This window comes from Sphingobacterium sp. Lzh-3 (genome assembly GCF_046764375.1).
Lineage (GTDB): Bacteria > Bacteroidota > Bacteroidia > Sphingobacteriales > Sphingobacteriaceae > Sphingobacterium.
On record NZ_CP177226.1, the window covers coordinates 2,588,379 to 2,612,558 of the forward strand.

Below are 24,180 nucleotides of genomic sequence, written 5' to 3' on the forward strand. Positions count from 1 at the left end.
TCAATGCGAGATTACAAATTAAGGACCAGGGGTGAATTATAAGGCTTTGGAATCCATTGATATTGGTCATGGACGCGATTGATATAGCCTATTCCAGGCCAGGGAAGATGGGAAGCGCAAACTAGACTGTTTTGATTATAGCATTGTTCAAGTATATCTTTTCTACTGATGTTACCTAATGAAAAATTAACATCCCATTGGGTGCCCCACATTGGATTTGCAATCAATAAAGGGCTATGAACCAGATCTACCAGATGCGTAATAGACAATTGATCGGAGAAAACAGTAAATATAATGTGCCCAGGGGTATGCCCCGGAGCAGCCAGAGTTTTAATGCATGAGAACAGTTCATCCCCAGCATCAAATAGCTCCAAACGAGACATAATAGTGCCGAGTATCCGCCGTACCATGGATATGGACGAGTTGCCAAATTCGGGTCTTAAGCTAGCTGAAAAATCTGGATGGCTTCCGAACCAAAATTCTATTTCAGCTCGCGAAATGTAAAATCTCGCATTTGGGAATGCTAAACTTCCGTCTTCGGTTAAAATACCACCAATATGGTCTCGATGACTATGGGTGATCAATACATCAGAAATATCTGTAGTACGAAACCCTGCGCTTTCCAGGCTATAAACTAATTTTCCCGCGTTTTGTTTATCGTAAAATCCTTCACCGGTATCCACTAAAATCAGTTGATCGTTCTTTTTGATGAGCATCACGTTTATAGGGGCTTCGTAAATGCTCATTGGTAAACGAAGACGGTTTAATTCTTTTTGAAGATCCGTAATTGAAATATCCGGTGCAATGATAGGCTGATAGGGGCCAATATCAAAAAATCCATCGGAAAGAATATAGAGCTCCAATGTGTCAAAGGGAATTTTGAGGTGACTGTAGTTTATACGTGAACTCATTCTTATCGTACGTTTAATTAGCGTCTTGTCTTTTTTAGATAAGGGGATATTTGCTTTGTTAGGCCAAACAATACATGTCCCATCTGTGGAATTGTGATTGCTGTAAAGTCACTAAGTATATTTTCCAATCTTACAGTAATATCCTGTGTCGAGCGGATTACATCCTGATCCCCACCAATAAATAAAACCGGCATCGTTAAATTGTCCAGTTCAGCGTCTGAAAAAATATACTCTTTTTCTATCCTCGCATTGAAATTGCTTTGTATTAAATCCATAAATGCAACAATCTTACTGTCCACAGATTGGCTTCCTAATACCAATCTATTGATCAAGATACGGCCCTTTTTTCCCAATAGACTATAGAAAAGGGCTTTTATAATGAATGTTTTTTTTGTCGGAATTATTCCGGCTGGTGTCAGCAAAATAAGTCGGTCGACTAATATCGGATAGCTTATTGCAAATCGTAATGCTAGCCAACCTCCTTGTGATAAGCCAATTATAGTTGCCTTGCTCAGATTGAGTTTGTCGAAAATCTCTTTTAACCAATCTGCAAAGTCTGTAGTTTTATAAGATGGCCTGTTTTCAGCGCTCTTTCCTGCTTCGCCGAGAATATCTATAGCGATTACCCGATATTGTTTTGAATACTCGGCTATATCCGACAACCATGAGGTTGCATTTGAAGATGCACCATGTAATAAGATTAGGATTTCTTGATGCTGACTGCCTGACTCCAAAAAATAGGTGTCGCCAAAAGTTGTTTGAACCATATAGGTTTTCAATGGCAATGATGCACTATTGATTGTATCATCGTACGCACGGATAATCTTATTTTTTCCTTCTTGAGTTTTAAAAACTGTTTTATTCATGAATATTATTCTAATTTAATGTTATGGGAATAAATAAACTAACGTCCCTTCGCTTTTTCACCTTTTAAGGTCATCACTGTACTGATTTTCATGGCTGCTTTTTTTCCGTCACTGCAAAAAATCTCACATTGATAATGACTCAAATTTTTTCCATTTTGTAGGGCTGAGGCTTTGGCTATAAGTATACCTTCAAAAACCGGCCTATAAAAATTGATTTTCAGTTCCACACTGGTAAAGGATTCGCCTGTCTTGATAAAGTTGAATGAGCCGTTCCTATTGCTGCATCTGCCAATTCGCATATCAATCCACCATGGATAGTTCCTTGCTGATTGCTATGTTGTTCTTTTTTCGTGTCTATTTCCACTGTCGCTGTACCCAATCCTATTTCCTTGACCTTCATACCTGGGGTGTTTGATATTGCAGTTGGATATTGCATGTGCGTGTACATATCTCTGATAAGCTCTTTTTTGATCATCTTATTAAGATAATCAAGTATTGATAACTTTTTCATATGTAATGTTTTGCCAGGTTTTTAGTTAAATAGATATACAGTAAGACGGGCAGTATATTATTTCAAATAAATAGCCAATCTTTTTGTTGTTAAAAATTAATTGTTTTCTGTGTTAGCTATAATGAATAGCATGGACCGCATATGATTTGTATCATGTTCGGACACAAAATGCATTAGCTCTAAGATTGACATTGGTCGATTTAACCTCGGATGTATACTAGTCTTCAGAAAATCTTCTTCATTCATATTTTGTAATAGTGCAATGGTCTGATCTCGTTCATGTACCAGACTTTTAGTGAGATTGTTGAGCGGATATTTATTGAAAGAAGCCTGATCAGTAGCGAAATTGTTTAAGTCAGCGGATGACATATTTTGATTTCCTCCTTTTATATCCTGAAACCTACTGCTCCAGAGTTTTTCTAAAAGGATCAAATGTCCTATATTTTCGTGAATAGACCATTTACCTACAACCTTCACTGTTGCAATTGATTTACGACAGTTTTCCAGTAATTGTTTTAAAATTACCGGAAAATATGCGAGGCGCGTTAGGCTATCTTCGTAACGATAATTGTCTATATCTAAATCGAAATTTCGATGACCAATGCTTGTGATTTCACGGTTCCCATTTTTTAATCATAACTTGTTATTTATTCAATTATTGGTAGGTATTATCCATTCATCCAATGCAAAAAAATCATGCTTCAAACAGTTGCCTACGATGTGCATATTATTCTAATGAGATTCATTAATCTCTACCCATTTTTGATAGCTGAGTACCCCAAGTTCCGGCTTACTTTCACCTTTCAAAATATGGATGAATTCAAGCTGATTGCCATCCGGATCGTCAAAGTATAGCGCAAGTGCGGGCATCCATGCAAAAACCATCGGTTCGTTGGTACCGTCTTTAAGGAAATTATAGGCCTGTAACTCTCTTTTTTGTAAAAAAGTATTGGCAGATTCCAGTAGAAAATCTTTCGAACAGCTGAAAGCAAAATGTCGCTTCTGTAAATTCTCCGGCTGCTCCCAGAGTCCAAGCATTGCTTTCTTATTTTCGCCGATCCAAAGAAATGCGATCGGCCTGGTTGCATCGTAATGTGCAAGTTGCAACCCCATTACTTCCGTGTAGAACTTAACCGCAGTTTCCAGGCTACTCACCTGAATGTGTGTTTCATATAATCCCTCAATCATGTTTTTATATTTTTTATTAATATTTAAGCAACCTCGTTTAAAAACAACTCAACGATATTCTAACTCTTAACTATATCGATATAGACATGTGTTTTATTCAATAATGCTTCTCGTTGAATTTTTTCATTCTGTTTTTCCAATACAATCTTTTTTAAAAAAAACCAATCGGTCTTTTCTTTAGTGTAAAAAATAATTATACACGCAGATTCCTAATTAATTTTTCAAGGAAAGACATTGCTATTTTGAGCTCGGTCATATGGTTGTTGACCTTTGCCTGCATAAACGCTCCTTCGATCATTGAAATCATGATCACGGCAAATTCAGTTGGGTCTGTTTTTTCTTTTATCTCCTGTCTTACAATACCACGTTTTATTTGGTTTTCGATCGATGTCTTCCAAAATCCAAGCGCCCTTTGTGCCCGTTCTTTTAGCTTTGGATGTGTATCATCCGCCTCAGTAGCGGTATTTAGAATCGGACAACCAGCTTGTAAGTAGGAGTACCTAAAATAGTTTTTATAGGTTTGTGGATAAACCAGCAATCGTTCTATAGAGCTGTCGGTGGCCAGAATGCGCTCTTTCATATGCTGGGTGACCTTAGCGAAGTTATGATCAAAAACTTGCAAAGCAATCTCATCTTTATTTTCGAAATTACCATAGATGCAACCTTTTGAAAGTCCTGTTGCAGTCATCAGGTCGTTTATCGATGTGCCTGCGTAGCCTTTGGTGTTAAACACAGATGCAGTTTTCTCGATAATGAGCCGTTTGGTATTTTCAGATTTTGTTATTTTCATCTAACAGCGAATGTTAATCCTTTACAAAAGTATAAATAAAATAAAACAATCGGTCTTTTTTTTATCGAAAAATAACTGTCTACTGTTATCAAATTCTTTCATGATGTAATCCTATAAAGTGGAAATTTACCTCTTAAGGAGGTTGTCGTCACTTTTGAAAAGCGGAACACGATAATTCAGATATTAATGATCAGCATTGGCGATGATAATCTTTTTGTTCTTGTTTCCTTTCAGAAAAAAGAGAAGAATGGGCGTGACTGACAAAAATAGGAGGCCTACCAATATATAGGCATCTGTATAGCTATTGAATAAAGATTGTTTTACAACGACTTTTTCCAGTAGCCCCATGGCTTTCTTTTCTGCTTCTGTATTTGTTAGTCCCTGCGTCAAAAAGAGTGTTTTATATTTTTCGATTCGTTGTGTCAGGTGCATATTATCTGCCGTAATATGTGAAATCAGATCGATGCGATGCTGAGCAGTTTTTCTTATGATATATGTGTTGATCAAGGCTATTCCGAACGACCCCCCAAGTTGTCGCATCATATTATTAATGGCTGTTCCCTGAGCCATATTCTGGGGATCAAGCTGGGAAATAGCAAGTGTAGACAGTGGTACAGTGAGCAAAGCCATGCCGAGGGCGCGAATAATCAAATGGTGAGCTATTGTTTCTGCAGAAACGTCGAGATTAATTTGGGACATCGCCCAATTAAAGTAAATGAAGCAGATAAAGCCTATCAATACAATTAAAGAAGGGGCTACTCCGCGCTGCAAAGCCCTTCCGGTAATGATCAGTGCAAATACAGCAAGAATGGATCCGGGCAAAAGTACCAGTCCGGCCTGAGTGGGGGAGAAGCCGAGAAACCGCTGTACCAGCACCGGTGTAAGGAAGATTGAGGTAAACATGCCTAAACCTGTAACAAAAGTTAAAATAGCCGAAATACTCAAAGAAGGATAGCTGAGAATTCGCAATTTGACCACAGGTGCGGATGTCGTAAGTTCCTGGAAAATAAATAAGGCGAGCGCAATAGCAGCCGTTATGGAAAGAATGATAATCATTTTTGATTCAAACCAATCTTCCGTTTCACCACGTTCCAACACTGTCTGCAGGGAGCCGATACCTAGGATAAGCAAAAATATTCCCGCCCAGTCAACCTGTTTTATCTTTTCCCTGACCGGAGACTCAGGCAGTAATCGAAGGCATATTAGTGCTGTGACTATACCAATCGGTACGTTGATATAAAATATCCACGGCCACGAAAAATTATCCGTGATGTAGCCTCCTAGCGTAGGACCTATTGTAGGTCCGATAAATACACCTATCCCAAATAATGCACTGGCTATATTTTGTTTTTCTCTCGGAAAACATTCATATACAACAACAGCTGAAACGGAAAGGAGAGCCCCTCCACCAATACCCTGTAAAAAACGGAAAGCCACCAATTCCCATATATTCGATGAGTTTCCGCACATAAATGAACAAAAGGTGAATAAGATAATGGAACCGATGTAATAGTTTCGACGCCCCAGATTATTGACAAGAAAACTTGTCATCGGTATGACGATCACATTGGCGATGGCATAAGCGGTTACAACCCATGAGATATCTTCCATGGAAGCTCCCAGATTACCGCTCATGTAGTTCAATGCGACGTTGACAATTGACGTATCAATCAATTCCATAATTGCAGCTGTAATCACTGTGACGATTAATATTAATCTTTTCATTTTTTATAAATTATTAGTCTCCTGCAAGCTGTTGGAACTCCAATCGGCCTGCATTATATATCCATGCTATTTTTATATTTTATGAGTTGTATCTCTATAAATATACCGTTAGGTATATTTATAACTACATTTTTTATATTATACAACATTCTATAGAACTAAGTCATATTATATTTTAAAATATACTGATCGGTACAAAAATGAATAAATAATATCAGATAAAAAAATACATTAGTTATATCAGATTCATCTCATTTTAAATTCCGTAGGCCTCATATTGGTCAGTAGATAAAAATTGTTGCTAAAAGCAGCTATATTTGAATAGCCAATCTCGTACGTGATCTCGGTCATATTCAAATCGGTATCGTTAATTAATTCCATAGCCTTAATAATCCGTAGCATTTTACTGGTTTGTTTTTTTTAAATAGAGTACATTTACCTAGACCTACGATGAATTCAACAGGTTAAAGAGCGGTGTAGGTACAGTGCTAGAATAACATGTTTTGTAATCGTGGATGGCATTACAATCAAATACAGCGGTAAAAGACATCCTAACGGAAGAATAAATATTGGGGCAACTCAACACTTTAAATACATTTGTATTTTTATGGTGGAGGAGGACGGTTTTCAAGTGGAGCTTTTCCTTCAATTGAAAAGGTAGAAATATGGATAAGTAAAAATATGGATAGGTAAATATGTATTAATTGATATGGATAAAGAGGAAATTTTCGACTATTTTTTACAGGTATTTAAAATTTTTAGGAATAATACTAAAATCGTTAACAAACTGGTAGAAAAAGGAATTCTCTACCCGTCATTTGAAAAGAAATATATATTGATTGGCAATGACTATGATTTTAAATTGATTGAGACTCTGTCAGAAGGAAACAATTCAATTTATTTTTTGTAGAGGCTGAGGATGGAAGCCCTTTTAGAATTGAATTGTTTTTTGATAAAAAATGGTATATAAGATCCTTTTTGTTTGAATGTCAGAGCTGTTTTGGTGACGATACGGACTGTTCAGTCTGCGGAGGAATAGGATGGGGGGGCTTATAATCCTTGAGATCCTGGTTTCTTAATATTATTCCGCTGTACTCGGCTGGATGAAAGTTGGCATTCTTAGGACCAATATTGGGGGGAATAGGCAATAATAGAGATCTTGGGTTAAATTTGGTATTCTAAATATTTATTAAAGAAAATAAACATTTTGTATCCCTACTGTATTAGAAGTTTTAAATAATTTAATATTATTCCGCTGTGTTCGGCTTCATGAAAGTTGGCTGCCTGAAGTGCTTGAATGTGATTATTGACGGAAATGCCAAGAGGTAAGCTAAAGGGCTGGTAATTAACAAATATATCCGATTCTAGATCTTTACTAAGTTGGTCGACTGTATAAAGTAATGTATGTTTTATTTCATCAACATCTGGAGTACTTTCCCAAGTATGCGGGGAGGTTCCAATTTTGAACATTCCCATAAATTCCTGTGATATATGCATCGGTAGCCCACTACGCATATACATATGCCGCTGTTGAGAAGTAATACAGTGACCAATTTGCCAAACGATATTATTGTTAAAGCTATCTGGGATTTTAAATAGTATGTTGTTATCAACAGTTTCTATTAATTGTAATAACCTGGTTCTACTGGCTTTTAGAATTTCAAATTCAAATAATTCATTCGTCATAGTATTGATTAAGATTTTAAATCAATTTAATAAATTCAAATATAATGATGTTTGTTTTCAATCTTCAAGCCTAGATGTCAGATTTCATCGCTTTCTGTCTTAGATTTCTTAATTCCTCATTAGACCTTCAGTGTGGACTATTCTGGCCTTTTTTGCTTTTTATTCTATCTTAGTCTTCTGCTATAAAGGTATCGACACTCCACTCTTACTCAGATCGTAAGTTTTGGCTACAACAAAGTTATTTTTGGATACGTTTAATGATACAAAGACTCTGAACTTTACTTTATAAATAAAGTTAGACATGAAGGTATTCGTTACAGGTGCTACAGGTTTCGTTGGGACAGCTGTAGTACAGGAATTATTGGGAGCTGGTTACGAGGTACTCGGGCTTGCCAGGTCGGAAGAATCGGCAAAGAAATTAATTGAAGTGGGAGCGGGGGCTCACCGTGGCGACCTGACTGATCTTGCAAGTCTGAAGATAGGGGTCAAAGCCGCTGATGCTGTTATACACTTGGGATTTGTTCATGATTTTGGGCGTTTTCAAGAAATGTGCGAATTAGATAAAGAAGTAATTAATGCCATAGGAGATGCTTTGGTTGGTACAGATAAACCTTTTCTCATCACTTCTGGCACAGCACTTTTTTCAAAAGATGGTATGACAACCGAGCAGGATCGCAGTGTTAATCATCCGCACCCAAGGGTTGCAACTGAAAATGCTGCGGACGATCAGGTAAGAAAAGGCTTGAACGTTGCTGTGATCAGATTATCACCATCAGTGCATGGTGAAGGCGATAAAATCGGCTTTGTTCCGCTATTTATCAAAATAGCAAAAGAAAAGGCTGTCTCAGCGGTTATTGGCGACGGAAATAATCATTGGCCAGCTGTTCACCGCCTGGATGCAGCAAGGCTTTACCGTTTGGCACTAGAAAAACCATTTGACAGTGGAACTAGATATCATGCCGTGGCTGAAGAGGGAATCGAGCTTAAAACGGTAGCCACTGAAATTGCCGAGCGTTTAAATATCCCTTTGGTTTCTTTAAATTCTCAGGAAGCCGAGCAGCATTTTTCCTGGTTTACACATTTTGCAAAGCTTGACAATCGGAGTTCAAGTGAATGGACAAGGAATGTGCTGGACTGGAACCCCGTACATCCAACCTTATTGGAAGATTTAAAAAGTTCGTATTATTTTTCGGAACGCCGATAATCTGTAATTTTGTTCCTTTCCATTAAAATATAAAAGCAGGTAAGACCATGTCCGATAATAAGCCCATGAGAATTAGGAGCATTTCCGATTTCCATAAACTGCGCGGTTTGCCGGCGCCCAAGCATCCGCTTATCAGTGTAATCAATTTTGAGGATATGACCGAGCAAACAAAAGTCGGTAAACAGAGCCTATTGTTTGATTTTTATATGATTTCGGTAAAACGTGACATGGAACACAAGTACAAGTACGGACAGAATGACTATGATTTTGATGAAGGGGTAATGTTCTGCATGGCCCCGCATCAGATTTTAAGCGTAATACGTGAAGAAGAAGGAAGAAATCCTTCCGGATGGATGCTGATGATCCATCCGGACTTTCTGTGGAACACAGCACTTTCTGCTTCGATCAAAAGATATGAATTTTTTGACTATTCGATCAATGAAGCACTGTTCCTATCAGAAGATGAGGAGGTAAAAATGCAGCAGATCATCGAGAATATCAAACAGGAATATCAGAGCAATCTGGACCAGTTCAGCCAGGATATTATCATTTCTCAATTGGTAACCCTGTTGAATTATTCCCAGCGTTTTTATCAGCGTCAGTTTATAACACGTAGAAAGGCGAGTCATCAGTTTTTGGAGAAGCTGGAAAATTTTCTTTCCGATTATTTTGAAGGAAATATCACGGCTTATGGTTTACCCACGGTGCAGTTGCTTTCCGAAAAGCTGAATATGTCGCCGCAATACATGCGGGGACTGCTCAAATCGCTGACAGGACAAACCACGCAGCAGATCATCCATGAAAAGTTGATCGAAAAAGCCAAGGAATGGCTTTCCACAACTGAACGCACCATAAGTGAGATCGCTTATGAATTGGGTTTTGAGCACCCCCAGTCATTCAATAAACTGTTTAAAGCCAAAACCAATATTTCGCCGCTGGAGTTCAGGAATTCATTCAATATTGGGAATCTATTAAAGCTGAATTTGAAGAAGTAATAGGTAAGATATAGATAAAAATTCTTTTGCGTATGCATTGATTATATTTCCGAATGCTTCCGAGTTGCGACAGGGAGGGATTGCCATCATTGGGGAGTGATACCGTGTAGACTTCGTTGTTTTTATTTTGATGGTTTATGAATAATTGTTTGAATTTCAGTTTTTTGTATGACTTTTTGTAATTTCAAATAACTTAAATTATTACAATGAAAAATGCTCCGACTTATTTTAAGGTAATGCTATTTTATCTTTGCAGCATGATGATGTTTGCAATTTCAAATGCGATTTGCAAAGCCGGTAATCTTCCGGAACTATTTTCATTAATGCTTGCAACTGTATTAACAGTAGGATTAGTGTATATTTTCAAGCGTTGGGATAAAATTTCTCTTCGTAAAATAGGTCTGGGATTTAAGAAAAACGATATTTCAAAATTTTTTATCGGGCTTTGCGTCGGATTGTTAATGGTAGGGACTATGACCTTGCTAATTGTAAATCTATCGCAGGTAGAATTTAAACGGTCAACTACATTTCAGCTATCTCAATTTGCTTTATATATACCATTATTCCTATTTGTTGGTCTTCGGGAAGAACTTGTCTTTAGAACATATATGTTATGGAGGTTGAAAGATAAAATTGGGCCAGTGTTAGGTTTACTTTGTGTTATTGTGATATTTATTATAGAACATATAATCGCTGGTTCAACGTTAAAAAACTCGTTGATTGGATCAGGATTTGGAGCATTGCTTTTTGGAATTGCTACATTAAAAACGGGTAATATAGCCTTGTCTACCGGATTGCATTTTGCATGGAATTCTCTTCATTGGATGCTCGGTTATAAAAATAACACCGGATTATTGATTGAAATAGTGCCTAAAGGTTTTGAGGGACAAGGTGAACTAGTAGCTTATACAGCTTACGCTGTCGTGATGCTTTTAGGAATTTTGATAGTTTCGCTATTATTCAAATCTCGAAAAGCTTTGACAGAATGATTTTAATCGGATAAGAGATTTAATCGTTGGAGTTTGGTTATTTCAATTTCTTTTTAGAGTGGTAAGAATCTTTGACCTCGATGCACAGTTTTTTTGATTAATTTTTCTAAAATTTCCGTAAATTTAGTAGTATAAAAACTACGCCATGAAAAAACCTATTTTGAGGCCATTAATATGAAGTATTTCTTTTATTTATTTTTCTTAATCTCGATCAACGCCAAAGCACAGGATATTGAGGTTTTATTAATAGGCGTTTCCCATGATTATAGTAAATATCCTACCCAGGATTTTTCCAGCATCCATCAAAAAATTAGAAAATTTAAGCCTGACGCCTTTTTTGGAGAGTTTCTGAGTAAAGAAGACGAGCGTTTGCTAATGGATTATTGGTGCAAACAGCCAAATAGCAACCGGCTAAGCAAACTTAGGAGCAATCGACCTATAGAAGAGGCATTACTGCAGCATACCATTGACAGCTTGAAGGAACGATCCCAGCAGCAACCCAATGATTATCGTGTAAAAGCTGATTTAGCGCATGCCTATTATCTCGATCAGGATGTGGCAAATGGACATTATCAATTTTGGCAAGTTTATAATTTCCTGAGGCATCAACCCAATGCTGAACTTGAAAATCATATCGAAAAATTGCTTAGCCCGGGGATAGATACCAGTGGACGAAGTATGAAAAGGCTGAAAACCTCTGAGTATGCCTATATCGCCTTCCCGCTAATGCAGGAGCTAGGCATCGAGGAACTGATGGCTATGGATTGCCAGGACTATGATCTGAATTGGCAAGCATCGTGGGGAGCATTTGATGCAAAATTTCTCTTGTTTAGGAAAGATATAACCGATTCCTTAAAAAATCAGTTGAAAACAGCTTTGATAGCTATTGACAAAGGTTTTGAAAAATATGCTCATATCGAAAAGTCTTCAAATACGGTAACGGAATGGTTGAACACGGATGAGGCCGCCGAGATTTCCGCCTGGGGAGATTTTTACTTGCCTGTTCTATATAACATGAATGGGTTTCCCAAAGAAGAAATGCTGTCAAAAATACATTGGTGGATTATGAGAAATGAGGGAATGTGCCATAATGTTGTCAAAAGGGCTAAGATTGTAGGCGCCAAAAGAGTTGTAGTCCTAGCTGGGGCCAACCATAGAAAGTACATGCAGGACATTTTCAAGACGATGCCAGCTGTGAAAGTGAGAAACATTAATGAAGTTGACTAAAAGTGGTGTTATCATTTTAAAGCATATAAGAATTTTCGCTGAGAGATTTTTTTCCTTTTAATGTTGTAATCTAAAAAACAGAGCGATTTATTTTGCAATAAATCGCTCTGTTTTCAATTTGTTAATCGTAAAAACTATTTTATTTCGAAACGCCAACCCTGCTGATAAAGTTTATTCCTTGTTATTTGATATTTTTTTATAAAATGATAAGAATTGGCTTTCAACTGTTCCTTATCGTATTCAATTGAATCAACTGAAAAGATAAAAATATCTCCATCTCCGTTAAAATTGCTGATTTGATTCCAATTACCAATAATCGGAAAACAAACAGAATCATGCTGTTTTATTGCCTTATATATTCTTAACGTTTGATTCGGTCTTCCATTATCAATAAAAAAAGCTCTTGCCTCTTCCGAAGAGGAATCGGTTGTCAGATAAGCATATATATTTTGATTAGTTCTATTTAAAACACAAAATTTTGAATCAACATCATCACATGAAATCAAAATGAAAAAAAAAGATATAATTATTGCTAAAATTTTCATAACACCAATATTATTGTAATATAAGTTTGCATTTCAGTCTTCAGATAGATCGGATTCCTTTTTGATTCAAAAGGATTTCGGTGCTGGCAAGATATACATCCTTATTATAAATTACTTCGGACAGACCTAAAGTGATTTTAACGTTTTTATTTCTACGAATTATTTTTTTTTCAATATGTAGAGGGGATGCTTATCTAGATTGTATGTTCCATTGTTAAGTACCATATATTTAAAAAAGTTCATTGTTTTTATGAGTGCGTCAAAAAGTACGAGAAGAGACCCCTTTTGCTTCAAATTAGAAGTTTTTAAAATAACAAATGCATGTGTGCTCTTTATTTTAGGTGTTATTTTCCCGCTGGCTTTAGTGATTCCATTTGGAGAAATTATTAATTCCTTTCAAATTTCGTGGATATGCCGAAAAGCCCGCGAAACTGTCGATACCGAAATTTTGAGCATCTTGGCGATATCCTTGATGCCTAAAGGATTCTTCATATTTAGATAGGGTTAACAAATTACGATACAAAATACTAAAAACTATCGAAAAATGTAGGATCTATCTTCATCTATATCTCCAGGTCACACTGGTTCGGTCTTGACGAGATGAAGTACAGGGGAGTGTTAATTGTCTATTTTTCTTTGACTTGAGTTGCTTGACTTATATATTGAATCTATTTTTCTATTGAATCCATCACGCCAATTTTTCCCATGAATTTTTGTTAAATAATCTTCAATCACATCGTTATATATTTCTAGACCTGGAGTCCCTCCACCTGCATCGATCACCTCGTACCCATAGGATTTCTCAAGAGAATCTATAGCGTAATATTCCTTCTCGGAGCTATAATGCATTTGTCCATATGTATAGAATCTGATCTTTCCATTTTTTATGTCCTCCTTTGCTGTAAAATAATTGAGACTTTCATTCAACCCGTAATAGAATAGTGTCATTCTCGTGATAAAAAAAAGTGAGAAACCTATAAATATCAGCCCTGTCGCAACCGACACACGCCTACCAAATTTATGCTTGGAAATTCGTAGCGCCCCTATAATGATCCCACTGATGATCATTGCTGGGATAATTAACCAACCGTTTGGATTTGTCTCTTTTATACTGGATAAAAACCTGGACCAGGATGCTTGATCGGAGATTACAAACTCCATCAGCACTTCAATTGTAAGTAAAATGATAGCCAGCATCGGCAGCCATATTGACCAGTTAATTCTTTTCATATCTTCACTACTTAAAACTCTGATACCGCATATCAATATTTTCATTTGAATCGACTAGACCTATCAAGTGTCCGGCAACAATGCTACCCCCTAATAAATAGATGTAAGGATATTTCCCTCTTGCTTGTCATGAAAGGCCATCTCACTTGAGGTGTCGCCATTACCTGAATTTGTTGACAACTTTGAATATTCGATTGTGATAGGTCATTTTGAATGTTTCCATTAGATTCGACCGTCTAATTCTGTTTATCTTTCCAGTAGTAAGTCAACCTGATTCGATGCGTATTGTCCGCGAAAACTAGATCCAGCTGAATATGTAGATCCATATTATCCCAAACTGTTCCTCAGGATAAATAAGTGCTTGAGTCTGTTCATCATTCTATCTTAATTTTTCTTCCAGAAGTCTTTTCTGTTTATTAATGACTTGATCCAAACTATCTTGTTGTAAAGGATGTGCATTCTGGTATTTAGTGGTCTTTGTATCTTTTGTGACTATTACTTCAGTTGTATCTTAATCGGTTTAAATCTCAATTCTACAGGTATGTTGTTTCCGTTTACAAATAAGTCGGAATATCCGAGGCTACCGCCTTTTTTTTGAACCTTAACCTTAATTGTTATATCATCATAACCTTTAACGTTTAATATGCTTTCAGTATACTCGTTATTTTCCGCCTTGAGGTTGGCAAACAATCGTAGTTTTTTATCCTGTCCATCACTGGTTATTTCCATGTTTTTTGGAAGATCCAAACTTGAATTATATTGAATGATTTTTTCGCCTGAACTTGAGACATAATAAAGATTAAGATCCGCAATTGTTAGCTTTGAATTTAGGACATTTGCACCATTTTCATCGACCAAAGTGAGCTGTACTTCACTATAGACACTTGAGTTTATTTCTTCTGTTTTCTTGCATGCGATGAAAGTAAGAAGGCTTGCGAATATTACTAATAACTTGTTCATATTGATATGAATTGTAGATAGAATAAACCATATCCCAACCGAGCTAGCCCCAATTTATGTGAAACCACAGAAAGCCCCATCCTCCAATTGTTGAGCCATCAGGTAACGCTTCGGGACAGGTTATAACCTTGTGTATTCCATCTGTCACCCAGCAATGGCCATCCGGGTATGTGCTTTCGACATTTGTAGTATAACCGGTTAATATAACGGGGCTATTCGCTTTTATTTCACTCTCCACAAATAAATTTTTCTCAAAATCTATTTTCTATGGCTGGTGTAATAAATATACATATTAAAAACTTAAAAGTATTAATCATCAAAATAAATAAAGTTGATTTAGGTTCCGTCCAACAGAGCTTTCATTTCTTGCCTTACGTACAAAATGAAAACTCTGTTATTATCAGCGGTATTTATTGTTTTCTTTCAATTTTTACTAATCCTTGTCGTGTCGCTAGATACAAGTTCCCATTCATATCAAAAGTCATTGTTGAAATATAGGAAGTTGGAATGTCAGAGTTCTCATTGTGATAATTTTCCCAGCCATCTTTTAAGTCATATCTTACTAAGCCGGCTCTATCAGTCGAAATCCAAAGAACCTTTTCTTTTTTGTCGTAAAGAACACAATTTGCATGGTTAAAAGGCATTCCTGAATTTTCGGTCGTAAATTGTTTGAAAGTTCCGTCGGTGTATCTAATTGCAATTCCTTCATCATTGTTTACTTTCCCTTTCACTTTTCTGTCAAACTCATAAAGCGTAAAAAAAAGATTACCATTTTCGTCTTCGTCCATTGAAGTAATACATTTTCCTTTTAAAATGGTGTTTGTGTTTTCAAAGTTTGTTAATTGGTTATTTTCGTCAATTATAGCTGTACCATTAAAAGTTCCAATCCAAATTCTGTTTTTTGAATCTCTCTTTGCGAAATTTACTCTGTTTGATGGCAGGTCTTTGAGTTTGCTTTTATTTAGATTCGTCCACTTTCGATCTTTGTAAATGGTCAAGCCTTCGTCAGAGCAGAAAAATACTTCTCCAGTTTTTTGATTATTAACAATTTCATAGGCTCCATCTATTCCAATATCGGTTGAGTCATACTTTGTCCATTTAACATTGTCAAAGCTGTAAATATTTTTAGTTCCATAAACCCACTTCACATTTTCATTATCTGTTGTTAATGCATAATAGGAAAAGAATTTCCCCTTGTCAGTAATATCCTGTTCTGCATTTTTGAATTCTTTTCCATCAAAAGTGACCAATCCTTCATCAACAGTCAGCCAAACAATGCCATTTTTGTCAATGGTGATATTGTCGTTCATATTGTTTGGAAGATTTGAGTTACTGGAGTTCCAAACTGTCATTTTGTATTTTTTTAAACTTCCGTTTTTGTACACGTAAGTTTTATTGTATATCTCGGGGCTGTTCGGTTTATCAAATGACTTATTAAAAGCCTTCATATCAATCCGCTCAATCTGTCCCGAAATTTTGTTGTCACTTATTGCAAAAATTAAATTGATGGACGACTTTTCTACAGTCTTTCCACCTGTTATTGCTGGTGTCCATTTCTTGAATTTGTTAAGTTCTTCAATAATTTTCAATGAAATGGGATTGTTTGATTGGTCAGTATGACTTAATACACAACCGTGACCTGTTGCGTCAACAAGAACCTGAAATTTTACAGCACCTTTTATTCCTTGTAAGTTCAATTCCTTGTTCAGTTTCTCTTGTAATTTTGTGAACTCATTTTGTTCATAACCTGCTTTTATATCTCCACAGTCAAGGCAAAACTTTTCAGCCTTACAATTTTCGAGTTTTACAGGGAATAAGTTTTGTGCCTTTGCTTGAATTGTCAAACCAGCAAAAAGGATAAAAAGTGTTTTTCTCATTTATTTTGTTTATCTATCGAGGAGTGTCCGTTTAATATTGCTTGTAAAGCTGTCCGCGTAGCTTCGGCTTAAGTTACGGGGCTTGGCGTCAGTGGCGGAAATTGAGTTAAAAGTTTCAATTTAGCGACTGGGTAAGCAAAGGCTAACTGATGGCATAAATTTAAGAAAAAAGTTAATATAATTGGCTTTTGCGAAATAGAAAGCCTGATAGGCTCCAACTGGAAAGAAGTTTTTAAGTTTTAATCCTATGACAAAGTTGGTTTTGCACTCCTGTTTTTATTTCTTCGATCCTTTTATAATAAAGTTTTCTTTGTTTTTGTTTACGAAATGGGTCAACAGACAAATAAATAAACAACAATATAATAATTGCAGAAAAAAAAGCCGCGACATACATTAACCAAGTAAAAAATTTTTTCATTTTTTTCGGGGCAGTCCCACTAAATGTGTAAATAAAAACTACGGATTCCAGTTATGTTCCTTATAACGGGACTCTTTTTTCAAGTAAAGTTAAGAATTGATTTAGGACCTAGCGTGTCAATTCTTTTACTGAATTTTATTGTATGAATGATAATCAAGCATCGGGCTTCTTAGCATTATCGTTGGGCTTATTATGAAAAGGTTCGGACAACCTTCATATTAGTATACCCGTTTAATTGCTCTAGGAATATTCGTTGTCATTCTTGTTCTTTTTGATGTTTTTATCAATAGATCATGAGTTTTACATGGTGCTGCAGGATTAATGTTGTTAAAAGTAATAATTAATACGTATCTATTCTGGTTTTATTTTCTAGCTGAAGAGATGTTCGAGTGATTTTATTTCATCTTGGATTTGATCTTTGGGCACTATACTATCGTATGTAAGGTCGTCAGTTGCCATTACATCGTCATCAAACCATCCGTCATCCGGATTGCTTATTTGTTTAGTCATAATGAAGAAGAAATAGAAAAGCTTGTATAACTGCATTAGCTTAAAAAGGTGATGTAATCAGAGATTATGTTACAACTTCCTTTATTTCGGTTACCCTGCTTTTAAACTGGTTACCGAACTTTGTAGAATAATTTAAACAGCAAGAGATATGCAAACGATATTAGGAGCAAACGGCCAGATTGGTGGGGAGCTCGCCAGAGAACTTAAAAGAAATTTTACTTCATCTATACGAATTGTCAGCAGGGATGCGAAAAAAGTAAATGACACGGACGAGGTTTTTTCTGCGGATCTATCCATTCGTGAAAAGGCAATTGAAGCAGTTGAAGGTAGTGACGTTGCCTATTTCACATTAGGCCTTCCGATCAGTTCCGATCTCTGGGAGAAGCAGTTTCCGCTGATCCTTAAAAACGTCATTGAAGCCTGTAAGATTAACCATACAAAACTTGTATTCTTTGATAATACATATATGTATCCTCAGAATGATCGCATGTTGACAGAAGAAACTGATTTTGCACCTGTGGGAAGAAAAGGAAGAGTCAGACGGAAAATGGCCGAAATGGTGTTGAAGGAAATTGAATCCGGTGAACTTGAAGCAGTGATTTGCCGCGCCCCAGAATTTTATGGTCCCGGCAAAACACAGAGTATTACCAATACCTTAATTTTTAACAATATCAAAGGGGGTAAAAAGTTGAAGGTTCCATTGCGCGCAAATAAAAAAAGAAGCCTAATCTGGACTCCCGATGCGAGCCGCGCCACTGCTTTGATAGGGAATACCCCTGACGCATTTGGTCAGACATGGCATCTGCCGGTAGACAAAAGCCACCCCACTTATAAAGAGTTTATCCGAATGGCATCAGGAATTTATGGCAGGGAACTGAAATATTCTGTTGTCCCAAAATTGATGTTCAAAATAGGTTCATTTTTCAACAAAAGTGTAAAGGAATTACTGGAGCTACTTCCAAGGTATGCGCATGACAATATTTTTGACGATTCAAAATTCAGAAAGAAATTTCCGGATTTTCAAGTCACATCATATACGCAAGGAATCAGTTTCATTAAAGATGAATAGCTTTTAGGGAACACAATAATTAAGTAAATTAGTCAGGTATAAATTTGAAGATCAGTATATGAAAACTCCTGAAAAAGTATCATCAATAAGTGCACTTCATCAATTCTTGGGGTTAAAGAGACCGGCTAACCCGCTGATCAGTGTATTTAATTTTGATGATGTCAAACTGAAACCGGAGACTGTACTTAGTGCAATAACGACCGATTTTTATGTTATTGCTTTAAAAAAAGACTGCGCCGGTGGAAAATGCAGATATGGCCAGCAATATTATGATTTTGATGAAGGGATAATGTATTTTATTGCTCCGCATCAGGTCCTTCAATTTGATGATATACTGCTTGATAAAGTGAGAGGCTTTGTCCTGGTGGTACATCCGGATTTCCTACATGGTTATGGTCTGGCTTCCGACATTAAAGATTACAGCTATTTTTCCTATACAGCCAATGAAGCTTTGCATCTTTCTGAAAAGGAAGAGAAAACCATTTTTGATATCATAGCGAATGTTGAACAGGAAATTGATATCAATATGGATTCTTTTACACAAGGTCTACTTGTTTCTAACCTTGATCTCCTGTTAAAATATTGCGATCGTTATTACAACCGCCAATTTCTGACCAGAAAGAAAGTAAATAGTGACCTTCTTTCCAAGTTGGAGCTATTATTGGACGATTATTTCAAAAATGATCAATTAAACATTAACGGTATACCCTCAGTTCACTTTATTGCTGATCGATTACACCTAAGTGCAAATTATTTGAGCGATATGTTAAGAGTGCAGACAGGGCAAACCACGCAGCAGCATATCCAGAACAGATTGATCGAAAAAGCGAAAGAATTACTCTCTACAACCTCAACGTCGGTCTCCAAAATTGCTTATCAACTGGGATTTGAGCATCCGCAATCATTCCATCGTCTTTTTAAAAGTCGAACATCACTCTCTCCACTGAAATTCAGATCATCACTAAATTAATCACGTCGCCTATGCGTTTATCCATACTATTTTGGATAGGCTCTCATTGAAATAAAAATAATTGTAAGGCCGAAGCGACAAACTCGACTTTTTTATAAAAGATCAAACGAAAGCGAACTAACCATTGTTATAAGAGTACTTTCATAAATTAGGTTAATAACAGGTAGTAAAAACCTTGAGATCCCCCTCCTCAAGGTTTTTTTATTTTTTATGAAATCGACTATTCCATTATTGGGATCATAACTATATATCACGGCTGGTTTATTCCGGCCTTTTTTGTGCCGACACAATCAGCATCATGGGCCTTCTGAGTTCGTCTGCCATTCCGGCAACACTTTTAATCATTTCCATATTCGGCTGTGGTTCGGTAACAAAATTGATCACAAAGTTATTGGCAAGCAGGGTTGTAAGGTATGTTGTAAGTGTCCTATGGTATTTTATTACATTGTTTTGTAAGAAAAGTGTTTCCCGCTTTCCTTCTTCAAAGTAATGGTCCACGGGCCAGTACAACTTGTTTCCGGCTGCATCGTAGATCCAGTCTTGGTTGGGTCTAGCTGTGAATATCGGATGCTCAACAGAAAACACAAAACTACTGCCCGGTTTTAGCCAACGGTTTATATGCGTGCAGAGCGGATCAAAGTCTTTGATGTAATGGAACGTAAGGGAGCTGATGACGCAGTCGAACTCCTGCTCCTAAAACGTGATATCCTCCAATGCACTTCTGATATATGTGATGCCAGGCAGGTTATTGATTTCTTTCGCCTTATTGAGCATCCTTTCAGAAAGGTCGACACCTACTACGGTTTTGGCACCGTTTTCAATGGCATAGCGGCAATGCCAGCCAAAGCCGCATCCAAGGTCCAGTACGTTTTTGCCATCAAAGCTAGGAAGGATATTTTTTAACGCATGCCATTCTCCGGCACCTTCGAGACCTTTAATAGATCTGTCCATATTTTTATATTGATCGAAGAATATTTGCTCGTCATATTTGTTTTGCTTCATAATCTGACAATGAATTTTAATAAGCTTAAGATACATCTTTTTATCAGGTGACAGTATCACAGACCCCTCTATTAAACCATTTACCATTTCTTATTTTTGCTTTTCTTTCATTGGGTCTCACTCAGTAGTATGCTGAAGCTGGTAATTTTCCATCCACGATTCAATATGAAGAAGCAATTGCTCTAGACTTTTACCCGTTTCAGATAACCCATAATATACTTCCGGAGGAAAGGTGTTCACTTGTTTTCGAACCACAATTCCATCGTTTTCCATTTCTTTTAGTTGTTCTAACAATACCTTTTTGGAAACCTTGGGCATTTTACGCCACAATTCGATGAAGCGTTCATCACCCGTATAAAAAAAATGATGGAGAATCAAGGGCTTCCACTTCCCAGAAAATATTCTGAAAAAAAGATTTACGGAACAGTTTTCAAATTCCTTATAATTCATTAGGTAACAATTTTGTAACCGGGAAACCTCTGGGTAAATATCTTTCGTTAGCCGAAGGTTGTACCGAAATTTACCAGCTAAGTTAGGAATTTAAATACGTTATCACTATGACAATACATCAAATACGTAATGCCACTATTATTATCGAATCGGAAGGCAACTTTATATTGGTTGATCCTTTATTGGGAAAGTCAAAGACATTTGTTCCGCTAACCCTTTTCCGTTTCAAACCCCGTCGCAACCCTTTAGTTGATTTACCCCTTGAAAGCGAAAAACTGTTGCAGAGAATCGATTATTGCTTAATTACACATCTGCATCCCGACCATATCGATGCGGTAGGAATCGAGTTTTTGCGTCGCCGTAAAATCCCCGTCCTGTGCGGTAAAAACCACGCCCATCAATTAAAAAAATGGGGATTAAATGTCCTGCAAGCGATTGATTATTGGGAGGCAATTTCGTTTCTGAAAGGCAAACTTACTGCGACACCTGCAGTTCATGGTTATGGCTGGGTAAGAAAACCAATGGGGCATGTGTATGGATTCGTATGGCAGTCATCCGATGATGAATCAGTATATATAAGTGCAGATACCATTTATACCGATGATGTAAAAAAGGTGTTGGCTACCTACACGCCCGACGTATCTGTGCTAGCTTGCGGTTCGGCACAATTCGATTTCGGCAGACCACTATTGATGACAATGGATGATATTGTAAAGTTTATCCGTGATGCACCAGGCAAAGTATTGGCAAATCACATGGAAGCCATCAATCATTGTCCTACCACGCGCCTTGAGTTAAAGCAAAGATTGGAGAAGGAGGGATTGCTGCACAAGACATTTATTCCGGCCGATGGAGAGCGTATTGAAGTTGTAAAACCATTGCATGAGTCCAAGATATAATTTTAAGCATAGTTTTTCCATGGAACACAATTGCCTGTTTTAGTGTTTAAAATAGGATAAAATATTTATTAGGGCTGGATCCTTCCGGCCTTTTTTCCGATATAAACGTTATCTTAGTGCTATGCTGAACAATCTCTTTGAACAAGTCACCGTTATGAAGCTTTCGATAGGGAGGGATTGACTCCACTTTGGAGTGATACGGTACCGACTTCGTTGTTTTAAATTAGCTATTCCATGGGAAGTTTAACGAGATACGTATCAAACAATCGTCCAGAATTCGCCTTACTTATCGAAGATGACGATAAGGTTTGTTATGCATACTTATTGAATGAGGAAAGAATAGTTGGAGATATATGGTTATACAATAACGTTCCTACTCCGAGAGAATCTGAATGGCATAAAAAAAGGAGAATTTACCGTTTTTAAATCCTGTGGATTTTGTCAAAGAAAACCTTGAAGCATTTGATTCGATTTCACCTGTCGAAGTAACCTGGGATTTTGGGGAAGAAACGGTGGCCAATATATTTCTAGCGTTCAGATTGATCGCAAAGCTAACCGTAGGGTCTTTTCCCGGTTGGTCTAGTCTGGTCACTAAAGATGGGCCTTTGGCGCAAAAGATGTAATATTTTCCAATTGATGATAACTAATGTCACAATTGAAAGAAAATTTTAGATAATTTTTTTACTGGCATGCATTTCAGTAATTTTGATGTATAACATAAACTTTAAGTAAGAATGGAAAAGTATAATTACGGGGTCATTGGTTTGGGTGTAATGGGAAGAAATCTGCTTTACAATATTGCAGATAATGGTTTTTCTGTCGTAGGATTCGATTTAGATGAAGAAAAGGTAATCGAACTTCGTAAAGGAGTGGCTTCAGGTACAAAGGTTTTTGGAACTGTTTCTCTAGAGGAATTTGTACTGAGTTTAGACAGTCCGCGAAAAGTTATTTTGATGGTTCCTGCAGGTAAACCGGTTGATGCTGTTCTTGAAAGCATAACACCGCTTCTGAGTCCAAAAGATATTGTCGTTGATGCGGGAAATTCTTATTTCAAAGATACCGAGAGACGTATAGCTGATTTAGCTTCTAAAAACCTTCATTTTATGGGAATGGGAGTTTCTGGAGGAGAGCAGGGCGCAAGAAGAGGGCCGAGTATTATGCCGGGTGGAGATTTGGAAGTTTTCAATTTGGTGAAGCCTATGCTGGAAGTTATTTCAGCAAAGATAAACGGGGAGCCCTGCACTGCTTATATGGGAAAAGGAGCTGCAGGAAATTACGTTAAAATGGTTCACAACGGTATTGAATATGCTATCATGCAATTAATCAGTGAAGCATACGATTTACTGAGAAAAGGAGCTAATCTTAACAATAACCAATTGCATGAAGTTTTCAAAAGTTGGAATGAAGGCGAGATGAATTCTTTCCTTATTGAAATAACAAGAGATATTTTCCAGCAAAAAGATGATGTAACAGACGGTTTTCTTGTCGACAAGATTTTAGATAAAGCAGGCGCAAAAGGAACCGGAAAATGGACCTCCCAGGAGGCTATGGAAGTTGGGGTGTCTATTCCAACCATCGATATTGCGGTCACATCAAGAATTTTATCCGCTTACAAAGATGAGCGCGTGAAAGCTTCGCAATTATATGCTAAAGAAGAAGTAAAAACTCCTGAAAACACAGCATTGTTCATCAAAGAGGTGGGGGATGCTTTGTATTTATCTACTTTAATCAGTTATGCGCAAGGATTGGCATTATTGGTAAAAGCTTCTGAAGAATATCAGTTTGAAATTCCCTTAAAAGATGTCGTTAAAATCTGGAGGGGTGGATGTATCATCCGTTCGGTTTTATTGGAAAAATTTTATCTGGCTTATTCAAAATACGAGAACTTATCTAATATTTTATTGGATCAGGAAATTTCAGAAATTGTAAAAGATAAAATTTCTTCATTAAGAAAAACAGCTGCTTTTGCTGTATCAAACGGAATTCCAAGCTTAGGAATTCAGTCGGCTCTAGGGTATTTCGAAGCTTATACCACACAATCTTTACCTGTAAACCTGCTTCAGGCTCAGCGTGATTATTTTGGTGCACACACTTACCAAAGAACTGACAGAGAAGGAGTCTTTCATACTTCGTGGCAAAACCCAAATAACTGAATCTA

At 36.9% G+C, this 24,180-nt stretch carries 26 protein-coding genes and 1 pseudogene; 9 read left to right on the forward strand and 18 right to left on the reverse strand.

What is annotated here, in order from left to right:
* Window positions 1-11: 11 nt before the first annotated feature.
* The 10 genes from ACLCDV_RS10580 to ACLCDV_RS10625 form a co-directional block, all read right to left on the reverse strand.
* Window positions 12-911 carry an MBL fold metallo-hydrolase gene (locus ACLCDV_RS10580; RefSeq protein WP_317667129.1) on the reverse strand — a complete coding sequence of 300 codons (900 nt, stop codon included), beginning with the start codon at window positions 909-911 and terminating at the stop codon, window positions 12-14.
* A 17-nt stretch (window positions 912-928) separates the two neighbouring features.
* Complete coding sequence (locus ACLCDV_RS10585; RefSeq protein ID WP_333577491.1) at window positions 929-1,777, reverse strand: alpha/beta hydrolase; 849 nt, start codon at window positions 1,775-1,777, stop codon at window positions 929-931.
* Window positions 1,778-1,815: 38 nt separating this feature from the next.
* On the reverse strand, window positions 1,816-2,076 hold the full coding sequence (locus ACLCDV_RS10590) for a PaaI family thioesterase (protein ID WP_411567681.1): 261 nt from the start codon (window positions 2,074-2,076) through the stop codon (window positions 1,816-1,818).
* Complete coding sequence (locus ACLCDV_RS10595; protein ID WP_411973959.1) at window positions 1,995-2,288, reverse strand: PaaI family thioesterase; 294 nt, start codon at window positions 2,286-2,288, stop codon at window positions 1,995-1,997. Before ACLCDV_RS10595 ends, ACLCDV_RS10590 begins: the two co-directional genes overlap by 82 nt.
* A 96-nt stretch (window positions 2,289-2,384) precedes the next feature.
* Complete coding sequence (locus ACLCDV_RS10600) at window positions 2,385-2,900, reverse strand: DinB family protein (protein WP_411973938.1); 516 nt, start codon at window positions 2,898-2,900, stop codon at window positions 2,385-2,387.
* A 120-nt stretch (window positions 2,901-3,020) separates the two neighbouring features.
* On the reverse strand, window positions 3,021-3,476 hold the full coding sequence (locus tag ACLCDV_RS10605; protein ID WP_411973632.1) for a VOC family protein: 456 nt from the start codon (window positions 3,474-3,476) through the stop codon (window positions 3,021-3,023).
* A 193-nt stretch (window positions 3,477-3,669) separates the two neighbouring features.
* On the reverse strand, window positions 3,670-4,266 hold the full coding sequence (locus tag ACLCDV_RS10610) for a TetR/AcrR family transcriptional regulator (protein ID WP_411973633.1): 597 nt from the start codon (window positions 4,264-4,266) through the stop codon (window positions 3,670-3,672).
* Window positions 4,267-4,449: 183 nt separating this feature from the next.
* The gene (locus tag ACLCDV_RS10615; RefSeq protein ID WP_317667121.1) at window positions 4,450-5,991 is read right to left on the reverse strand and encodes a DHA2 family efflux MFS transporter permease subunit; all 1,542 of its coding nucleotides are present in this window, start codon (window positions 5,989-5,991) and stop codon (window positions 4,450-4,452) included.
* Window positions 5,992-6,237: 246 nt separating this feature from the next.
* Window positions 6,238-6,393 carry a helix-turn-helix domain-containing protein gene (locus ACLCDV_RS10620; RefSeq protein WP_317667120.1) on the reverse strand — a complete coding sequence of 52 codons (156 nt, stop codon included), beginning with the start codon at window positions 6,391-6,393 and terminating at the stop codon, window positions 6,238-6,240.
* Window positions 6,394-7,206: 813 nt separating this feature from the next.
* Window positions 7,207-7,677, reverse strand: coding sequence for a DinB family protein (locus ACLCDV_RS10625; RefSeq protein ID WP_317667119.1), 471 nt, complete (start codon window positions 7,675-7,677; stop codon window positions 7,207-7,209).
* Between the two features lie 301 nt (window positions 7,678-7,978).
* Between ACLCDV_RS10625 and ACLCDV_RS10630 the strand changes: the two genes are divergently transcribed.
* From ACLCDV_RS10630 to ACLCDV_RS10645, 4 genes are all read left to right on the forward strand, one after another.
* Entirely contained in the window at window positions 7,979-8,881 is a 903-nt protein-coding gene (locus ACLCDV_RS10630; RefSeq protein WP_411973634.1) for an SDR family oxidoreductase, read from the forward strand.
* Between the two features lie 65 nt (window positions 8,882-8,946).
* A complete protein-coding gene (locus tag ACLCDV_RS10635) occupies window positions 8,947-9,876 on the forward strand; it encodes a helix-turn-helix domain-containing protein (protein ID WP_411973635.1) in 930 nt (309 codons plus the stop codon).
* A gap of 206 nt (window positions 9,877-10,082) precedes the next feature.
* Window positions 10,083-10,865: a type II CAAX endopeptidase family protein gene (locus ACLCDV_RS10640; RefSeq protein WP_317667115.1), complete on the forward strand. Its 783-nt coding sequence runs from the start codon at window positions 10,083-10,085 to the stop codon at window positions 10,863-10,865.
* 174 nt (window positions 10,866-11,039) lie between these two features.
* Window positions 11,040-12,092, forward strand: a complete 1,053-nt coding sequence (locus ACLCDV_RS10645; protein ID WP_411973636.1) for a DUF5694 domain-containing protein — start codon at window positions 11,040-11,042, stop codon at window positions 12,090-12,092.
* Window positions 12,093-12,226: 134 nt separating this feature from the next.
* On the opposite strand, the gene ACLCDV_RS10650 is transcribed toward ACLCDV_RS10645, so the two are convergent.
* The 6 genes from ACLCDV_RS10650 to ACLCDV_RS10675 all read right to left on the reverse strand — a co-directional run bounded on the left by ACLCDV_RS10650 (window position 12,227) and on the right by ACLCDV_RS10675 (window position 17,632).
* Window positions 12,227-12,637, reverse strand: coding sequence for a hypothetical protein (locus tag ACLCDV_RS10650; protein WP_317667112.1), 411 nt, complete (start codon window positions 12,635-12,637; stop codon window positions 12,227-12,229).
* Between the two features lie 618 nt (window positions 12,638-13,255).
* On the reverse strand, window positions 13,256-13,867 hold the full coding sequence (locus ACLCDV_RS10655) for a hypothetical protein (protein WP_317667109.1): 612 nt from the start codon (window positions 13,865-13,867) through the stop codon (window positions 13,256-13,258).
* A gap of 495 nt (window positions 13,868-14,362) precedes the next feature.
* On the reverse strand, window positions 14,363-14,827 hold the full coding sequence (locus ACLCDV_RS10660) for a hypothetical protein (RefSeq protein ID WP_317667108.1): 465 nt from the start codon (window positions 14,825-14,827) through the stop codon (window positions 14,363-14,365).
* 43 nt (window positions 14,828-14,870) lie between these two features.
* Window positions 14,871-15,065 carry a C10 family peptidase gene (locus ACLCDV_RS10665; RefSeq protein ID WP_411567680.1) on the reverse strand — a complete coding sequence of 65 codons (195 nt, stop codon included), beginning with the start codon at window positions 15,063-15,065 and terminating at the stop codon, window positions 14,871-14,873.
* Between the two features lie 172 nt (window positions 15,066-15,237).
* Window positions 15,238-16,704 carry a two-component regulator propeller domain-containing protein gene (locus ACLCDV_RS10670; protein WP_317667107.1) on the reverse strand — a complete coding sequence of 489 codons (1,467 nt, stop codon included), beginning with the start codon at window positions 16,702-16,704 and terminating at the stop codon, window positions 15,238-15,240.
* Window positions 16,705-17,491: 787 nt separating this feature from the next.
* Window positions 17,492-17,632 (reverse strand): hypothetical protein, encoded by a 141-nt coding sequence (locus ACLCDV_RS10675; RefSeq protein ID WP_317667106.1) that lies wholly within the window; start codon window positions 17,630-17,632, stop codon window positions 17,492-17,494.
* Window positions 17,633-17,780: 148 nt separating this feature from the next.
* Between ACLCDV_RS10675 and ACLCDV_RS10680 the strand changes: the two genes are divergently transcribed.
* Together ACLCDV_RS10680 and ACLCDV_RS10685 are read left to right on the forward strand one after the other, a co-directional pair.
* Entirely contained in the window at window positions 17,781-18,701 is a 921-nt protein-coding gene (locus ACLCDV_RS10680) for an NAD-dependent epimerase/dehydratase family protein (protein WP_411973637.1), read from the forward strand.
* Window positions 18,702-18,759: 58 nt separating this feature from the next.
* A complete protein-coding gene (locus ACLCDV_RS10685) occupies window positions 18,760-19,671 on the forward strand; it encodes a helix-turn-helix domain-containing protein (protein ID WP_411973638.1) in 912 nt (303 codons plus the stop codon).
* A 261-nt stretch (window positions 19,672-19,932) separates the two neighbouring features.
* On the opposite strand, the pseudogene ACLCDV_RS10690 reads toward ACLCDV_RS10685, so the two are convergent.
* A pseudogene (locus ACLCDV_RS10690) lies at window positions 19,933-20,673 on the reverse strand (class I SAM-dependent methyltransferase).
* A gap of 117 nt (window positions 20,674-20,790) precedes the next feature.
* Entirely contained in the window at window positions 20,791-21,123 is a 333-nt protein-coding gene (locus ACLCDV_RS10695; protein WP_317667102.1) for a helix-turn-helix domain-containing protein, read from the reverse strand.
* A 107-nt stretch (window positions 21,124-21,230) separates the two neighbouring features.
* On the opposite strand from ACLCDV_RS10695, the gene ACLCDV_RS10700 reads away from it, so the two are divergent.
* The 3 genes from ACLCDV_RS10700 to gndA all read left to right on the forward strand — a co-directional run bounded on the left by ACLCDV_RS10700 (window position 21,231) and on the right by gndA (window position 24,175).
* Window positions 21,231-22,022: an MBL fold metallo-hydrolase gene (locus ACLCDV_RS10700; RefSeq protein ID WP_317667101.1), complete on the forward strand. Its 792-nt coding sequence runs from the start codon at window positions 21,231-21,233 to the stop codon at window positions 22,020-22,022.
* A 431-nt stretch (window positions 22,023-22,453) separates the two neighbouring features.
* The gene (locus tag ACLCDV_RS10705; protein WP_317667100.1) at window positions 22,454-22,645 is read left to right on the forward strand and encodes a hypothetical protein; all 192 of its coding nucleotides are present in this window, start codon (window positions 22,454-22,456) and stop codon (window positions 22,643-22,645) included.
* 111 nt (window positions 22,646-22,756) lie between these two features.
* Window positions 22,757-24,175, forward strand: a complete 1,419-nt coding sequence (gndA, locus tag ACLCDV_RS10710; RefSeq protein ID WP_317667099.1) for an NADP-dependent phosphogluconate dehydrogenase — start codon at window positions 22,757-22,759, stop codon at window positions 24,173-24,175.
* Window positions 24,176-24,180 lie beyond the last annotated feature (5 nt).

Bases quoted from the DNA above. Each gene is read 5' to 3' on its own strand.
- ACLCDV_RS10620 (WP_317667120.1), bottom strand. From the start codon at position 6,393: ATGCTACGGATTATTAAGGCTATGGAATTAATTAACGATACCGATTTG.
- ACLCDV_RS10625 (WP_317667119.1), bottom strand. From the start codon at position 7,677: ATGACGAATGAATTATTTGAATTTGAAATTCTAAAAGCCAGTAGAACC.
- ACLCDV_RS10640 (WP_317667115.1), top strand. From the start codon at position 10,083: ATGAAAAATGCTCCGACTTATTTTAAGGTAATGCTATTTTATCTTTGC.
- ACLCDV_RS10695 (WP_317667102.1), bottom strand. From the start codon at position 21,123: ATGAATTATAAGGAATTTGAAAACTGTTCCGTAAATCTTTTTTTCAGA.
- ACLCDV_RS10645 (WP_411973636.1), top strand. From the start codon at position 11,040: ATGAAGTATTTCTTTTATTTATTTTTCTTAATCTCGATCAACGCCAAA.
- ACLCDV_RS10615 (WP_317667121.1), bottom strand. From the start codon at position 5,991: ATGAAAAGATTAATATTAATCGTCACAGTGATTACAGCTGCAATTATG.
- ACLCDV_RS10590 (WP_411567681.1), bottom strand. From the start codon at position 2,076: ATGCGAATTGGCAGATGCAGCAATAGGAACGGCTCATTCAACTTTATC.
- ACLCDV_RS10660 (WP_317667108.1), bottom strand. From the start codon at position 14,827: ATGAACAAGTTATTAGTAATATTCGCAAGCCTTCTTACTTTCATCGCA.
- ACLCDV_RS10675 (WP_317667106.1), bottom strand. From the start codon at position 17,632: ATGACTAAACAAATAAGCAATCCGGATGACGGATGGTTTGATGACGAT.
- ACLCDV_RS10670 (WP_317667107.1), bottom strand. From the start codon at position 16,704: ATGAGAAAAACACTTTTTATCCTTTTTGCTGGTTTGACAATTCAAGCA.
- ACLCDV_RS10610 (WP_411973633.1), bottom strand. From the start codon at position 4,266: ATGAAAATAACAAAATCTGAAAATACCAAACGGCTCATTATCGAGAAA.
- ACLCDV_RS10630 (WP_411973634.1), top strand. From the start codon at position 7,979: ATGAAGGTATTCGTTACAGGTGCTACAGGTTTCGTTGGGACAGCTGTA.
- ACLCDV_RS10685 (WP_411973638.1), top strand. From the start codon at position 18,760: ATGAAAACTCCTGAAAAAGTATCATCAATAAGTGCACTTCATCAATTC.
- ACLCDV_RS10655 (WP_317667109.1), bottom strand. From the start codon at position 13,867: ATGAAAAGAATTAACTGGTCAATATGGCTGCCGATGCTGGCTATCATT.
- ACLCDV_RS10595 (WP_411973959.1), bottom strand. From the start codon at position 2,288: ATGAAAAAGTTATCAATACTTGATTATCTTAATAAGATGATCAAAAAA.
- ACLCDV_RS10635 (WP_411973635.1), top strand. From the start codon at position 8,947: ATGAGAATTAGGAGCATTTCCGATTTCCATAAACTGCGCGGTTTGCCG.
- ACLCDV_RS10700 (WP_317667101.1), top strand. From the start codon at position 21,231: ATGACAATACATCAAATACGTAATGCCACTATTATTATCGAATCGGAA.
- ACLCDV_RS10605 (WP_411973632.1), bottom strand. From the start codon at position 3,476: ATGATTGAGGGATTATATGAAACACACATTCAGGTGAGTAGCCTGGAA.
- ACLCDV_RS10585 (WP_333577491.1), bottom strand. From the start codon at position 1,777: ATGAATAAAACAGTTTTTAAAACTCAAGAAGGAAAAAATAAGATTATC.
- ACLCDV_RS10680 (WP_411973637.1), top strand. From the start codon at position 17,781: ATGCAAACGATATTAGGAGCAAACGGCCAGATTGGTGGGGAGCTCGCC.
- gndA (WP_317667099.1), top strand. From the start codon at position 22,757: ATGGAAAAGTATAATTACGGGGTCATTGGTTTGGGTGTAATGGGAAGA.
- ACLCDV_RS10580 (WP_317667129.1), bottom strand. From the start codon at position 911: ATGAGTTCACGTATAAACTACAGTCACCTCAAAATTCCCTTTGACACA.
- ACLCDV_RS10650 (WP_317667112.1), bottom strand. From the start codon at position 12,637: ATGAAAATTTTAGCAATAATTATATCTTTTTTTTTCATTTTGATTTCA.